Genomic DNA, 15,024 nt, shown 5'->3' with positions numbered 1-15,024 from the left:
GATGCAGCGGCTGCTGGAGGCGGTGGTCTCGATCGGGGCCGGGCTGGACCTGCACGCCACCCTGCACCGGATCGCCGTGGGCGCGGCCGAACTGGTCGACGCCCGGTATGCGGCGCTCGGCGTGATCGCCCCCGGCGGCACCGGCCTGGCCGACTTCATCCACGTCGGGGTCGACGACGAGACCGCCGCCGAGATCGGCGAACTGCCCGCCGGCCGGGGCGTCCTCGGCGTGCTCATCGACCGCCCCGAGCCGCTGCGGCTGACCGACCTCGGCGCCGACCCGCGCTCCTCCGGGTTCCCCTCGCAGCACCCGCAGATGAGGACCTTCCTGGGCGTGCCGATCCGGGTCCGCGCGGAGGTGTTCGGCAACCTCTACCTCACCGAGAAGATGGGCGGCGGCGCCTTCACGCCCGAGGACGAACAGGTGGTGCACGCGCTCGCCGCGGCGGCCGGCGTGGCCATCGAGAACTCCCGGCTGTACGAGGAGGGCCGCCGCCGCGAACGCTGGATCGCCGGCGCCGCTGCCGTCACCACCGCCCTGCTCTCCGCCGAGCAGGCCGAGACCGCGCTGACCGTCGCGGCCGAGCAGGTGCGGGAGCTGGCGGACGCCGCGCTCGGCATGATCCTGCTGCCGACCGGCCCGGAGGGCGGCGACGAGGGCGACGGCCAGATGCGGATCGCCCACGCCTCCGGCGAACTGGCCGAGTACGTCCGCGGCGAACTGCTGCCCAGGGAGAGCTTCGCGGCCCGGCTGCTCGCGGGGGAGAGCGTCTCCCTGGACGACATGTCCAGCGACCCGACCGTGGTGATCCGGCTCGCCCGCCGCTTCGGCCCGTCCCTGGCCGTGCCGATGGTCGCCGCCGGGCGGGTGCTCGGCGGGCTCTGCGTCTGGCGCCCCTGCGGTGCGCTGCCGTTCACCGACAGCGAGAAGCAGCTCGCCGAGACCTTCGCCTCGCAGGCCGCCCTCGCCCTGCGGCTCGCCGAGGGCCAGCGGGACCAGCAGCGGCTGGCCGTGTTCCAGGACCGCGACCGGATCGCCCGCGACCTGCACGACCTGGTGATCCAGCGGCTGTTCGCCACCGGGATGATGCTGGAGAGCGCCGCCCGGCGGGCGGTCGTCCCCGAGGTGAGGGTCGGCATCGGCAAGGCGGTGGACGAGCTGGACGCCACCATCCAGGAGGTCCGCACCACCATCTACGCCCTCCAGCACGACAACCACGGCGACGCGCCGGACACCCTGCGCACCCGGGTGCTGCGCGAGGCCAGCCAGGCCGCGGCCGCGCTCGGCTTCAAGCCCTCGGTGAGCTTCGTCGGGCCGGTGGAGAGCCTGGTCGGCGAGAAGACCGGCCGTCAGTTGCTGGCGGCCCTGCGCGAGATGCTCTCCAACACGGCCCGGCACGCGCGCGCCTCGCGGGTCGGTGTGGAGATCGACGCGACCATCCACCTGGACGAGGGCGGCCGCCTGGTGGGCGGCGACCCGGAGGCGCTGGACCGGGGCGGTCGGCCCGGCGTCCTGCTCAGCGTGACCGACGACGGGGTGGGCATCCCGGAGGGCGGCCGGCGCAGCGGCCTGCTCAACCTCACCCGGCGGGCCGAGGCGCTCGGCGGCGACGCCTGGCACGAGAGCGGGCCGTACCGGAAGGGGACGACGGTGCGCTGGACGGCCCGGCTCTGAGCGTTCCGGGCCGGTTCCCGGGTCGGGTTTGGTCCGGTTTCGGAGCGTTCGGAGACGATTCCGGACTGGTTCCGAACGGGTTCCGGACGGATTTCCGGCCGGGAAGCATGAAAGTTAAACGAGAGAGAACTTCCCGACCAACAGCGCAAGTTGTGAACGTTCTGGGCTTTCGGGGCCTCCGTGTGCACACATAGCTTTGCTCCCGCTCGGAGGGGAATCCGGAGGGCGACCGGACGGAGGGGGCAGTGAACGCTGCCGGCCGCGGCTACACCGCAGCAGGGGCAAGTCGAGGGGGGTTCCGCGCCGAACGGGCGGCGGACGGGCGCTACCGCTGGCAACTGAAGGCGCCCAACGGGCGGGTGGTGGCGATCACCCCGGCCGCGTTCGAGACGGCCGGTGAGGCCGAGCGGGGCTTCGACGGCCTGCGCGTCGCGGCGGCCGGGCTGACCGCGCGGATCACCCACGTACGGGAGGGCATCGGCTGGATCTGGGTCGTCCCGGGCTCGCGGGCTCTCCCCGAGGTGCGGTCCAGCCGCGCGTACGAGCGGTACGCGACCTGCCAGAACGCCTTCCGGCGGTTCGTGGTGCTGCTCTCCAAGCAGCCGCCGCGCGAACTCCCGGAACCCGCCGTGCCGTTGAGACGCGTCGATGGCCGCTGAGCGGCGCGGTCCGCGGCTGCTGATCGTGCCGGCGGCGGACCGCTGCCTCGGCTGGGCGCTGCGGGCCGCCAACGGGCGGCCGCTCGGGGTCGGCGTGCGGACCTACCGCAGTGAGGAAGAACTAGCCGATTCCGTACGGGAGTTGCTGATCGAACGGGCCGCGCTGCGATGTTCGGTCGGCCAGTCCGAGGGGCGTCAGTGGGTCTGGGCCGCCTATCTGCCGGTGCGCAGCACCCGGCGGGGGGCGGCCGACGCCGTTCCGGTCGCCCGCAGCGCGCGGGGGTACCTGCGGCGGGACCAGTGCCAGGCGGGGATCGAGGGGTTCCTGGCCGGACTCCAGTGGGTGGGGCAGGAGTTGCGGCGATCCGGGCGGGACGGCCGCTGGCCGCTGTGAACCTGTGAACCTGTGAACCTGTGAACCTGTGAACCTGTGAACCTGTGAACCGAGGGCGGTCCGCCGGGTGGCGGACCGCCCCGTCGGCGTTCCCGGACGGAGTGCCTCCAGCGGATCTTCCCGCGTGCTGTTCCGGTGAAGGACAGGTTTCCGGCAACACCCCGAGCAGCTTCCTGGAGAAGAACGTCGACCGGGCTCACCGGCCCGGGAACGCCCCTGTTACGTGCACGCTGACCAGTGGCTAAACCTCGCTGAACCGATGAGTCGACATTCCCCGGCCGGGTCCGACCACCCTTCCGGCGGAACCTCCCCGCCGGACAGGATCGGCACTGCCGGCGAGGCCGCAGCGGACGCGGCCACACGGCCCCGGACTCCCGAACGGAGTGCGGGTTCACGCGATGTACGTCTCTCCCCCGGAGGAAGAGGAACATGCGTAAGACCGCTGCCAAGCTGCTCACCGTCGCCGCGCTGGCGACCTCCCTCGCGACCGTCGTGGGCGGCACCGCCGTCGCCGACCCGGCCGCCGGCGTGACCCCCCGCGCCATCGACTTCGTGGGCACCGGCTCCGACACCACCCAGTCGGTGCTGAACCAGCTCGCCGCCGACTACAACGCGTCGCTGACCGACCCGAACGCCCCCCGCGTCTACAGCTGGGACGCGACCGGCACCTCGCCGATCACCCCCAAGACCGGTGCCGCCACGATCGCCCGCCCGAACGGCTCCGGCGCCGGCATCAAGGCGCTGAACACCAACACCAACGCCACCGTGGACTTCGCCCGCTCCTCGCGCGGCCCGCAGGCCACCGACCCGACCACCGACGACTTCGTCGCGCTGGCCAAGGACGCCGTCGCCTGGGCCGCCCCGGCCACCGGCAACGCCCCGGCGAACCTGAGCACCGCGAACCTGAAGGACATCTACACCTGCGCGGTCACCAACTGGCACGACATCAACGCGTCGCTGCCGAACGCCACCATCAAGCCCTTCCTGCCGCAGAGCGACTCCGGCACCCGCTCGTTCTTCCTGACCACGATCGGCGGCGGCGTCGCGGTCACCCCCGGTGCCTGCGTCACCAGCGGCACCCAGGAGAACCAGGGCAGCGACCTGGCCCTGGCCGACGTCAACGCGCTGGTCCCCTACTCCGTGGCCCACTACATCGGCCAGGTCTACTACGGCAAGGGCAGCGGCTCCGACGTCCAGGGCCCGCTGACCATCCGCAACGTCGACAACACCGTCGGCGGTCCGGTCGACACCACGGCCAAGACCATCAGCTCCACCTTCGCGGCCACCCCCTACGCCCGCGTGGTCTACAACGTCTTCCGTGACGCCGAGTGGACCTCCAACGCCACCCTGCGCGCCATCTTCGGCAAGAACGGCTGGATCTGCACCAACGGCGCCAACGACATCAAGAGCTTCGGCTTCCTGCCGCTGTCCGCCTTCGCCTGCGGTTCCGTCACCCACTCCTGATCCACCCCGCACCACACCGCACCACACCGGCGGCCGCGGGGCCTCACCCCGCGGCCGCCGGGCCACCTCCGACCACTGGACGCCGACCGTCGGCGGCACCGCCCTCGCGGGCCCGCCGCCTCGTACGCCCGCGGCCGCAGCACCCGCTCCCGAGCTTCCACGCACGCACCACCGGCACCTCACCTCTCCCTCTCCCAAGGAGTCCAGCATGTCCCGCATCAGCGCCCGCCTGGCCGCGACCGGCGCCGCCGTCGTCCTCTCCCTGACCGCCGTGAGCGGCGCCGCGGTCGCCGACACGGCCGTCACCCCGGCCGCCGGGCAGGCCGTGATCACCACGGACGTCAACTTCCTGGCGAACGCCGCGCTCAACGGCATCGTGATCATCCCGATCCAGCCCGCCAGCCCGGCGTACGACCAGACCGCGGGTCTCACCGTGACCCTTCCGGTGAGCGGCGGCGTGGCGAACATCCCCTCCTTCTACGGTGACGTGCAGTTCGGCGGCGGCCTGCTCTTCCTGAACCTCAACACCGGCAAGAGCGTGACCTTCAAGCAGTTCGACTTCTCGGTCGACAACGGCTACTTCACCGCCGTGCCGAACGGTTCGACCACCCCGGTCCCGCTGCTGGACCCGGCCGGCGACAACGTGATCAACCGCACCGGCCTCACCCAGAACCTGAACTCCTCCAGCTTCCAGGTGGACGCGGCGGGCGCGCAGTACCTCGACGCCAAGCTCGGCACCGGCTACTTCACCGCCGGCCAGCAGATCGGCAAGCTCGCGCTGTCCTACACCCCGGCGCACTGACCGGGCGGCACTGCAGGACCGCAGGTCGGCGGGCCCGCGCCTCGGCGCGGGCCCTTCGCTTGCGGAGTTCCCAACTCCGGTACGGAGTCGTCGCGTTGTGGTCTCGTACACCTGGCCGACCGGATCCCGCCATGTCCGGCTGGCCGAATAGTACGCACGGAATCGTCCGTCCCCAGCGCGATCGACGACCTCGCGCCGCCTCCCTCGGCGGCCCGCATCTCCCGGAGGCCTCGCCATGAGAAACCGCGTACCCGACCCGAGAGGCCCAGGGTGGTGGCGCCGCCGACTACCGGCCCTGGCCATCGCCAAGGCCGTGGTGGCGGCGCTCGCCGTCCTTCCGATCGGGTTGGGCGCGGCGCCGCCGGCGCAGGCCGCCTCGGCCACGACGGTCCCGGGCCCGAAGGTCTGGATCCCGTCCTCCAAGACGTACGGCCAGCCGGGCAGCGTGACCGTCTCCCAGACGGCCAACCTGACCAACCAGGTCCTCCAGGTCTCCTGGAGCGGGTTCACCCCGACCGTCGCGATCGGCAGCAAGGCTCCGGTGCCGGTGGCGCTGAAGGAGTCGAACTTCATCCTCTACGCGGTGCGGATCTACCAGTGCCGCGGGACCGACCCGTCGGTGACGGACTGCTACGGCAGCACGCTCTACGGCGGTGACCCGACGAAGGGCTTCGAGCAGCCGCCCCGGCCGACGCGCACCGAGGTGCCGGAGTGGCCCACGAACCAGGTGATCGCCGCGACCGGCCCGGACGGCTCGGGCACCGCCTCGATCGAGGTGTGGAGCGCCAAGGAGAGCGCCACGCTCGGCTGCGACGCGACCCACCCCTGCTCCCTGGTGGTCGAACCGAACTACGGCGGCGACCCGCTGGACCTCTACCAGGTCCTCGACGGCAAGGCCGACTGCGAGTTCCACGACCTGGACGACGACCCGGACGGCTACACGGCCGCGGACGGCATCATGAAGCCCGGTCCCGCCTTCCAGAACTGGAAGACCGGCAACCGCACCAGCGAGCAGTGCGCCTGGCAGCACAAGACCGTCATCCCGCTCTCCTTCGCCCCCACGGCGGACTCCTGCGCCGCGAGCAGCCAGGCCTTCGGCGGCGCCGGTCTGGAGATGGCCAACCGGGCGATGCAGCAGTGGCGGGCCGGCCTGTGCCTGGGCGACTCGCCGATGACCGTGGGCTACGTCCCCGCCGGCGGTGAGCCGCAGGCCCGCGCCGCGTTCCTGGGAGGCAGCAGCACCACGGAGGTCGCGCTGACGGCGCGGCCCGACCGGTCGCCGCCCACCCGCCCGTACGTCTACGCCCCGCTCGCCACGACCGGCATCTCCGTCACGTACCTGATCGACGACCCGACGACCGGTCGGCAGATCCGCGACATGAAGCTGAACGCCCGGCTGGTGGCCAAGCTGCTGACCCAGTCCTACGCCTCGCCGGGCACGAGCATCCCCTCCGTGGCCGGCAACCCGACCTGCCTCTTCACCGATCCCGAGTTCAGGCAGCTGAACCCGGAGACCGCGGCCAACGGGATCCACTGGCCGACGAGCTGCGGCGGGACCCTGACGATCTACCCCGGTGTCCCCGGTGGCACCACCGACTTCACCCACCAGCTGACCTCATGGTTCGCCGCCGATCCGGACGCGGGCCGCTTCCTCGACGGCGAGCCGGACCCGTGGGGCATGCGCGTCGACAGCTTCTACCTGAAGCCGAAGTTCGCCGGCTACCCGACCGAGGCGTTCCAGGTCCAGGACTACTCCGGGCCCGCGCAGGGCAGCGCGGGCGTGGACTTCCAGCACTGGAAGCAGTACGAGTGGAACCCCTCCCTCGACGGTCTCGGGCGGGTGGCGCGCAACCTGATGCAGTACCAGCCGAACTGCCAGCAGCCGAACACCGAGTCCGACGGCAGCCACAAGCCCTGCGCCGCGCAGATCCCCGGCGTGCGTTCGCTGCTTGCCGTCATGGACACCGCCCAGGCCAAGGCGTTCTCGCTCCCCGAGGCCTCGCTGCTCAACCCGGCCGGCTCCTTCGTGTCGCCCGGTACGGCCGGCTTCCAGGCCGCCGTCGCCGACATGCCGTCCGACGCCGCCACCGGGGTCCAGCAGCTGCCCTACGGCACGCCGGACACCGCGTTCTCGCGCGACCAGCGGGCGTACCCGCTGACCACGGTGCAGTACGCGATGGTGCCGACCGGTGGGCTGTCCGCCGAGAAGGCCGCCTCGATCTCGCGGTTCCTCAAGACCGTGACCACCGACGGCCAGACCTACGGCCTCGCGCCGGGGCAGCTCGCCCAGGGCTACCTCGCACTGACCGGCGCCCAGCGGCAGCAGGCCCAGGAGGCCGTGCAGCACGTCGCCGCCCAGGACGGCAAGCTGCCCGGCAACCAGACCGCTCCTCCGGCCGGCGGTGAGCCGGGCACCCCGGAGAGCGGGAACGGTTCCTCCGGCTCCGGCGGCACCGGCGAGGGCACCAGCCCGGTGAACACCTCCGGCAGCGGCGGCACCACCGCGGATGGCAACTCCGGCGGCACCGGCCTCGGCTCCTCCGGCGGTTCGTCCGGCGGCGGCCTCTCCGGCACCGGCTCCACCGGGACCGGCACGGCCGGCGGCGGCGCGGTGCCCGGCACCCCGGCGGCCGGCGGCGCCAAGCCCGGCGCGAGCGCCGCGCCCTCCGGCAACGCGATCGCCGCGGCCCCGGTCGGCACCCCGGTGCCCGACCGGCCCGGCACCGCCCGGCTGCTGCTGCCCGTCGCGCTGATCGCCGGCCTGGTGCTGCTGGTCGGCGGACCGGCCGCGCTGTTCTTCGGCGGCACCCCGGCCGGGGCGAAGGTGCTGGCCGGCGCCCGCACCCAGTGGTCGCGACTGCGCCGCAGGTAGGAAACCGCGCTCGGCGGGGCCGCCGTTCCGGCCCCGCCGAGCGCTTCCCTCCCGCGCTTCCCGCGCGCCGTTCCCCCGCCGTTCCCTCCCGCCGAGGCAGCGCCCCGGACCCTCACCGAGCACGCCCGTTCCCGAGCACGGAGAGCACACCATGACATCCGCCGCTGAGCCCGCGGCACCGTACGCCGGGGCGCCACGCCATCCCGACCACGGGCCCGACCAGGACGTGCCGCGCACCATCACCGCCCCCGCGACCCCGGGCGACCGGGTGTTCCGCGGCCTGCTGCGGCTGGCCGGCCTCTCGGTCTTCGCGATCATGGGACTGATCGCCTTCTTCCTGATCCTGCGCGGCACCGACGCGCTGCGGTCCGTCGGCTGGTCCTTCCTGACCGAGCAGAAGTGGCAGACCGCCGCCCACAACTTCGGCATCGGGGCCGTCCTGCCGAACGGCCTGCTGATCGCCGTGATCGCGCTGGTGATCGCCGTCCCGGTGGCGCTCGGCACCGCGATCTTCATCTCCGAGTACGCCCCGGTGCGGCTGCGCGCCGCGCTGATCTCCCTCGTCGACCTGATGGCGGCGATCCCCAGCATCGTCTACGGCCTGTGGGGCCTGTTCTTCCTCCAGCCGAGGATCATCGGCTTCGTCCGCTGGCTGGCCAACCACCTGGGGGACTACATCCCCTTCCTCAAGGTGCGCACCGGCGACATCGGCACCTCCTACACCTCGTCGACCTTCATCGCCGGCGTGGTGGTCTCCCTGATGATCATCCCGATCGTCGCCTCGCTCAGCCGGGAGGTGTTCTCCCAGGCCCCGCAGGGCGAGCGGGAGGGCGCGTACGCGCTCGGCTCGACCCGCTGGGGGATGGTCCGCACGGTCGTCCTGCCGTTCGGCAAGGGCGGCGTCATCGGCGCGGTGATGCTGGGCTTCGGCCGGGCGATGGGCGAGACCATCGCCGTCGCGCTGATCATCTCGCCGAACTTCAAGGCCATCACCCACATCCTGGAGAACGGCGCCAACTCGATCTCCGCGCTGATCGCGCTGCGCTTCGGCGAGTCGGACGCGCTGTCGCTCTCCGCGCTGATGGCCGCCGGTCTGGTGCTGTTCGCCCTCACCCTGCTGGTCAACGTGCTGGCCGGGTTCGTCATCAACCGCTCGCGCTCCGGCGCCGCGACGGCGGACTGAGCATGACGGACCACCCTCAGCCCGCCCGCGGGGCACGCAGCCGTCCGAACCGTGAAGGGACCATCCGATGACCACGCTCGACCTGCCGCCGGTCGCGGCGTCCGGGCCCGTCGGCGAACCGGCGGCGTCCGGGCCCGCCGGGCCCGCCGCGGCCCCGCAGCCGGAGAAGAAGCTCCGGATCGGCGGCGTCACCCGCGACGACGTCTTCACCGTGGCGGGCGCGGCGGTCGGCTCGCTCGCGCTGAACTGGGTGCTGTACGAGCGGGTGCTGCCGTTCAGCGGCGCCTTCGGCTTCCTGATCTGCTGGTACCTGTTCTTCCTGGCCGGCTACTACCTGGTCGGCCGGCTCCAGTGGCACCCGATGATGGTGCGGGACCGGCTGGTCGCCGTCGCCGCGTGGAGCTCCGGTCTGCTGGTGGTCGCGCTGATCGCCGACCAGATCGGCTACGTCGCGAGCCGGGGCTGGGAGGCGGCCCAGCACCTCAACTTCTTCACCGAGTCGATGGACCACACCGGCCCGCTCGACGCGCTGACCTCGGGCGGCGCGCTGAACGCCGTCGTCGGCTCGCTCGAACAGCTCGGCCTGGCAACGCTGTTCGCCGTTCCGCTGGGCATCGCGGCGGCCGTCTTCATGTCCGAGGTCGGCGGCCGGATGGCCCGCCCGGTGCGCACCCTGGTCGAGGCGATGACGGCGCTGCCGTCCATCGTGGCCGGCCTGTTCATCCTCGGTGTCGTGATCCTCACCTTCGGCTTCGAGAAGAGCGGCTTCGCGGCCTCGCTCGCGCTCACCGTGATGATGATGCCGATCGTCACCCGGGCCGCCGAGGTGGTGATCCGGCTGGTGCCGGGCACCCTGCGCGAGGCGTCCTACGCGCTCGGCGGCAGCCAGTGGCGCACCGTGTGGAACGTGGTGCTGCCCACCGCCCGGCCCGGTCTGGTGACGGCGGTGGTGCTCGGCATGGCGCGCGGCGTCGGCGAGACCTCGCCGGTGCTGCTGACCTCCGGGTTCACCTCGCAGTACAACGGCAACCCGTTCAGCGAGCACCAGGTCTCGCTGCCGCTGTACATCTGGAACTACGTCAAGCAGCCCTACGACGCGATGATCGCGCGCGGCTTCGCGGCCGGCCTGACCCTGATGGCCGTGGTGCTGATCCTCTTCGTCACCGCGCGCGTGCTCGGCGGCCGCCGTCCCGGACAGCTGACCCGGGCCCAGAAGCGCATGATCAGCCGGGAGGCCCGCCGCCAGGAGGCGGCCGCGCTCGGGGGCATCGCCCGTCCGTACGCCATCCACTCGCAGGCGAAGCACTGATGTCCAGACCAACCACCCCCCGTACCAGAGGAGTTCACATGTCCAGGGGCCTCAGTCGCTCCGTGGCCCGGCTGTTGGCGGGGACGATGTCCCTGATGCTCGCGGCGGCCTCCCCCCTGCTGGGGCAGACCCCGGCGTTCGCGGCCTCCGTCTCGCTGAGCGCGGACGGCTCCAGCTGGGCCGGCCCTGCCATCGACCAGTGGCGGCAGGACGTGTCCCCGCAGGGCATCCAGATCAACTTCAACCCGGTCGGTTCGGCCGCCGGCCGCACCCAGTGGTCGGTCGGGCAGGACGACTTCACCGCCTCGGACGTGCCGTTCCGCTCCGCGCAGGACACCGGCGTCGGGCAGGGCGGCACGTCGTCCGGCACCGGTAGCGCGGAGAACCCGGTCTGGGGCTTCTCCTACGTCCCGATCACGGCGGGCGGCACCACCTTCATGTACAACCTGGTGGTCGGCGGCAAGCAGGTCCGCGACCTGCGGCTGTCCCCGCAGACCATCGTGGACATCTTCACCAACAAGATCACCAACTGGAACGACCCGAAGATCACCAACGACTACGGCAAGGCGCTGCCCAGCCTGCCGATCACCCCGGTGGTCCGCTCCGACGGCTCCGGCGCCACCGCGCAGTTCACCCGCTGGATGGAGCACACCCACAAGGACCAGTGGGACACCTACTGCAAGTCCGTCAACGGCGTGAGCTGCGGCGACTATACCGAGTTCTTCCCGCCGTCCGGCCGGATGACCGCGCAGAACGGCTCCGACGTGGTGGCCGGCTACATCAAGTCCCCGACCAACGTCGGCACCATCGGCTACGACGAATACGCCTTCGCCAAGCGCAGCAACTGGCCGGTCGTGAAGGTGCTCAACCAGGCCGGCTACTACGCGCTGCCGACCGCCTCCAACGTCGCCGTCGCGCTCACCGCCGCCAGGATCCGCGGCGTGGACGACAACACCCCGGCGAACGACCCGAACTACCTCCAGCAGAACCTCGACGGCGTCTACACCATGGACGACCCGCGCGCCTACCCGATCTCCAGCTACAGCTACCTGATCGTGCCGCGCTCCGGAGCGGCCAACCCGCCGCCGCCGCGCTTCAACAACGACAAGGGCTCCGCGCTCAGCCGCTTCCTCTCCTACGTGCTGTGCGAGGGCCAGGGCAAGGCGGACGACCTCGGCTACTCGCCGATCCCGCGCGGCCTGGTCAAGGGCGGTCTGCTGCAGACCAGGAACATCCCCGGCAACGCCAGCCCGGTCGACCCGAACACCCTCTCCAACTGCGCCAACCCGACCTTCAACTCGGCCGGTGAGCTGACCGTCCTCAAGAACGCCCCGATGCCGAGCCCCTGCGACAAGGCGGGCACCCCGCTGGACTGCACCGTGCAGAACGGCCAGCCGGTCAAGACCGGTTCGGGCGCGGGCGGCACCGGTGGTGCGGCCGGCGGCTCCGGCGGCGCTGCGGGCGGCTCCGGCGGTGCGGCGGGCGGTTCCGGTGGCTCCGGAGGCTCCGGGGGCGGGACCGGCGGTGGCACGGGTGGCGCCGGTGCGGGTACGGCCGGCGGTGCCGGCGACCCGAACGCCGCCGGCGGTGCGGCCGGCGCTGACCCGAACGCGCCCGGCGCCGGCGACGGCACCGAGGACGTGGTCGACCCGCAGACCGGCCAGGTGGTCGCCCGCGGCCGCGGCGGCGGCGCCGCCACCGAGGTGGCCGCCAACGTGGTCGAGGTCAGCGGCAAGCCCGAGGACTGGATGCTGTCCTCGCTCACCGCGCTGGAACTGCTCGCCGTGGTGCTCGTCCCGCCGCTGCTCGGCCGCCGCCTGCTGCGCCGCCGCAACGGCTCGGGCGGCACCTCGTGACCGCCCCCGTGCTGGAGAAGCCGGTCGCGCACGGCGCCCCGGCCCGGCCGGCCGCCCCCGCCGAGCCCACCGCCCCGGCCCGGCCCGCCGTCTCCCCCGGGCGGCGGCGGTTCCTCCAGGGCGCCTGGGCGGTCAGCCTGGCCGCCGCGCTGGTGCTCGGCTTCGTCGGGTACCTGTTCACGCTCTCGCACGTCCAGCAGAAGCACTACCAGTCCACCGCGTACAAGACCTTCCGCGACCAGCTGGCCAGGGCGGTCGCCCCCACCGGTGCGGCCGCCGACGGGGACCCGGTGGCGCTGCTGGACATCCCGGCGATCGGCCTGCACCAGGCCGTCGTGGTCGAGGGCACCACCGGCCGGGACCTGATGCGCGGCCCCGGCCACCGCCGGGACACCGCGCTGCCCGGCCAGCGCGGGGTCGCCGTGGTCTTCGGCCGCGGCGCCACCTTCGGCGCGCCGTTCGCCGAGCTGTCCGGGCTGCGGGTCGGCGACAAGATCGAAGCCACCACCGGCCAGGGCAAGTTCACCTACACCGTCAACGCGTACGGCGACGGCGACCACCCGATCGTCGACCAGGCCCGCAACCGGATGGTCCTGGTCACCGGCGACTCCGACTGGATCCCCGGCTCCACCGTGCTGATCGGCGCCCGGCTGGACGGCGACCCGGAGCAGAACCCCGGCGGCCGGCCCGCGACCGTCCCGTACGACAAGGCGCTGGCCGCGGACAAGGGCGCGCTGGCCACGCTCCAGCTGTGGTCGCTCGGCCTGCTCGGCGCGGTGGCCGGCGCCCTGCTGCTGGCCCGGTACTGGCGGCGCTCGGCCGCCTACCTGAGCCTCGCGCCGGTGGTCGGCGCGCTGCTCTGGGCGGTCTACGAGAACGCCGCCGCCCTGCTGCCCAACCTCTACTGACGCGCGCCCGGAGGACCGTTCCGATGACCGACGCACCACTGACCGACACCCCGCCGGCGGACCCCGCACCGGCCGACCCGGCCGCCGACACCCTCACCATCCCCCCGGTCGCCCCCGCCCCGTCCACCGGTGGGAAGCACACTCCCGCCCCGTACGCCCCCGCCCCGTACGCCCCCGCCCCGTACGCCGACCGGCAGTACGCGGGCGGCCAGCCCGGCGGCGAACCGCTCGCCGGGCTGGAGACCCGCGACGTCTCCGCCTGGTTCGGCAGCCGCAAGGTCCTGGAGCGGGTGTCGCTGGCGATGCCGGCCGGCGAGGTCACCGCGCTGATCGGCCCGTCCGGCTGCGGCAAGTCCACCTACCTGCGGATCCTCAACCGGATGCACGAGATGGTGCGCGGCGCCGCCCTCTCCGGCGAGGTGCTGCTGGAGGGCGACGACGTCTACCGGCCCGGCCGCCGGCCCGCCGAGGTGCGGCGCCGGATCGGCATGGTGTTCCAGCGGCCCAACCCGTTCCCGGCGATGTCCATCCAGGACAACGTCTCCAGCGGGCTCAAGCTGGCCGGGATCAAGGTGTCCAAGGAGGAGCGCCGGCACTTGGTGGAGACCAGCCTGCGCCGGGCCGGGCTCTGGGACGAGGTGTCCACCCGGCTGCACACCCCGGGCGGGGCGCTCTCCGGCGGCCAGCAGCAACGCCTGTGCATCGCACGGTCGTTGGCCGTCTCGCCGGACATCCTGCTGATGGATGAGCCGTGCTCGGCGCTCGACCCGACGTCCACCCGGCGGGTCGAGGAGACCATCGACGAGCTGCGCGGGCGGCTCACCATCGTGATCGTCACCCACAACATGCAGCAGGCCCAGCGCGTCTCGCAGACCTGCGCGTTCTTCCTGGCCACCCACGACACCCCGGGGCGGATCGTGGAGGCCGGGCCGACCGAGCGGATCTTCGGCAGCCCGCGCGACCAGCGGACCTCGGACTACGTCAACGGCCGCTTCGGCTAGCGGCGCCGGTCGGACCGGCGCCCGGCCGGAGGAGCCGCCGGTTCAGACGAGCCCGAGCAACTCCTCCAGCACCGCCGCGACGCCGTCCTGCTCGTTGCTCACGGTGTGCAGCGGCACCGCCGCCAGCACCTGCGGGTGCGCGTTGGCGACGGCGTACGCGGTGCCGGCCCAGGCCAGCATCTCCAGGTCGTTCGGCATGTCGCCGAAGGCCACCACCTCGCTCCGGTCGATCCCGCGCCCGGCGCACCAGCGGGCCAGCGTGCTGGCCTTGGTGACGCCGGGCGCGCTGATCTCCAGCAGCGGGATCGACGCCGAGCGGGTGATCTCGGCCAGGTGCCCGGCCGCCTCCCTGGCCTCGGCGAGGAACTTGTCCGGGTCGAGGTCGGGGTGCTTGGCCAGCAGCTTGAACAGGTCCCGCACCGGCCCGCCGGTCCCCAGCAGCTCCTCCGCCGTGCCGACCGCGTGCTCCAGCTCGTCGCCCCACATCGGCACCGCGTACCCGGGCTCGCGGGCCCAGCCGCCCGGGTGCTCGAAGGCGAACGCGGTGCCGGGCAGCTTGGCCCGCAGCGCCTCGACCACCGCCAGGGTGGTCTCCACCGGCAGCGGGAAGACCTCCAGCAGCTCGCCGCGCCGCACGTCCACCACCGCGCCGCCGTTCGAGCAGATCGCCACCCCGTGGCCGCCGATGTGCGGGCTCACCTGCTGCATCCAGCGCGGCGGCCGCCCGGTCACGAACACCACCTGCACCCCGGCCGCCTCGGCCGCCGCCAGCGCCGCGGCGGTGCGGTCGGTGACGGTGCCACCGGAGCAGAGCAGGGTGCCGTCCAGGTCGGTGGCGACGAGACGGGGCGCGGTACGGGGTTCGGTCACCGGTCCATCTTCGCCCATCGGCGCGGCCGGG

Annotated in this window: 12 protein-coding genes; 11 read left to right on the top strand and 1 reads right to left on the bottom strand. The window is 73.0% G+C overall.

Annotated features, from left to right (window positions below; all coding sequences use genetic code 11):
- The first annotated feature begins 1 nt into the window (after nucleotide 1).
- From ACFWP2_RS31855 to ACFWP2_RS31805, 11 genes are all read left to right on the top strand, one after another.
- A complete protein-coding gene (locus tag ACFWP2_RS31855) occupies nucleotides 2–1,675 on the top strand; it encodes a GAF domain-containing protein (RefSeq protein ID WP_380457970.1) in 1,674 nt (557 codons plus the stop codon).
- A gap of 245 nt (nucleotides 1,676–1,920) precedes the next feature.
- Entirely contained in the window at nucleotides 1,921–2,334 is a 414-nt protein-coding gene (locus tag ACFWP2_RS31850; protein WP_380457932.1) for a hypothetical protein, read from the top strand.
- Nucleotides 2,324–2,728 (top strand): hypothetical protein, encoded by a 405-nt coding sequence (locus ACFWP2_RS31845; protein WP_380457931.1) that lies wholly within the window; start codon nucleotides 2,324–2,326, stop codon nucleotides 2,726–2,728. The genes ACFWP2_RS31850 and ACFWP2_RS31845 overlap by 11 nt, the downstream gene beginning before the upstream one ends.
- A 429-nt stretch (nucleotides 2,729–3,157) precedes the next feature.
- Complete coding sequence (locus tag ACFWP2_RS31840) at nucleotides 3,158–4,192, top strand: PstS family phosphate ABC transporter substrate-binding protein (protein WP_380457929.1); 1,035 nt, start codon at nucleotides 3,158–3,160, stop codon at nucleotides 4,190–4,192.
- A 208-nt stretch (nucleotides 4,193–4,400) separates the two neighbouring features.
- On the top strand, nucleotides 4,401–4,994 hold the full coding sequence (locus ACFWP2_RS31835; RefSeq protein ID WP_380457927.1) for a hypothetical protein: 594 nt from the start codon (nucleotides 4,401–4,403) through the stop codon (nucleotides 4,992–4,994).
- Nucleotides 4,995–5,229: 235 nt separating this feature from the next.
- Nucleotides 5,230–7,866, top strand: coding sequence for a hypothetical protein (locus ACFWP2_RS31830; protein WP_380457925.1), 2,637 nt, complete (start codon nucleotides 5,230–5,232; stop codon nucleotides 7,864–7,866).
- Between the two features lie 151 nt (nucleotides 7,867–8,017).
- Nucleotides 8,018–9,049, top strand: a complete 1,032-nt coding sequence (pstC, locus tag ACFWP2_RS31825) for a phosphate ABC transporter permease subunit PstC (RefSeq protein ID WP_380457923.1) — start codon at nucleotides 8,018–8,020, stop codon at nucleotides 9,047–9,049.
- Between the two features lie 67 nt (nucleotides 9,050–9,116).
- Nucleotides 9,117–10,358, top strand: a complete 1,242-nt coding sequence (gene pstA / locus ACFWP2_RS31820) for a phosphate ABC transporter permease PstA (protein WP_380457921.1) — start codon at nucleotides 9,117–9,119, stop codon at nucleotides 10,356–10,358.
- 38 nt (nucleotides 10,359–10,396) lie between these two features.
- On the top strand, nucleotides 10,397–12,214 hold the full coding sequence (locus ACFWP2_RS31815) for a phosphate ABC transporter substrate-binding protein PstS (RefSeq protein WP_380457919.1): 1,818 nt from the start codon (nucleotides 10,397–10,399) through the stop codon (nucleotides 12,212–12,214).
- Nucleotides 12,211–13,122, top strand: coding sequence for a class E sortase (locus tag ACFWP2_RS31810; protein ID WP_380457917.1), 912 nt, complete (start codon nucleotides 12,211–12,213; stop codon nucleotides 13,120–13,122). The genes ACFWP2_RS31815 and ACFWP2_RS31810 overlap by 4 nt, the downstream gene beginning before the upstream one ends.
- Before the next feature lie 236 nt (nucleotides 13,123–13,358).
- On the top strand, nucleotides 13,359–14,123 hold the full coding sequence (locus ACFWP2_RS31805; protein WP_380457968.1) for a phosphate ABC transporter ATP-binding protein: 765 nt from the start codon (nucleotides 13,359–13,361) through the stop codon (nucleotides 14,121–14,123).
- Between the two features lie 42 nt (nucleotides 14,124–14,165).
- On the opposite strand, the gene ACFWP2_RS31800 is transcribed toward ACFWP2_RS31805, so the two are convergent.
- Nucleotides 14,166–15,011 (bottom strand): HAD family hydrolase, encoded by an 846-nt coding sequence (locus tag ACFWP2_RS31800; RefSeq protein WP_380457915.1) that lies wholly within the window; start codon nucleotides 15,009–15,011, stop codon nucleotides 14,166–14,168.
- Nucleotides 15,012–15,024: the final 13 nt, after the last annotated feature.

It is taken from the genome of Kitasatospora sp. NPDC058444, assembly GCF_042721415.1.
Lineage (GTDB): Bacteria > Actinomycetota > Actinomycetes > Streptomycetales > Streptomycetaceae > Kitasatospora.
The sequence above is the reverse complement of the archived record's forward strand: the minus strand, read 5'-3'. Positions and strand labels throughout refer to the sequence as shown.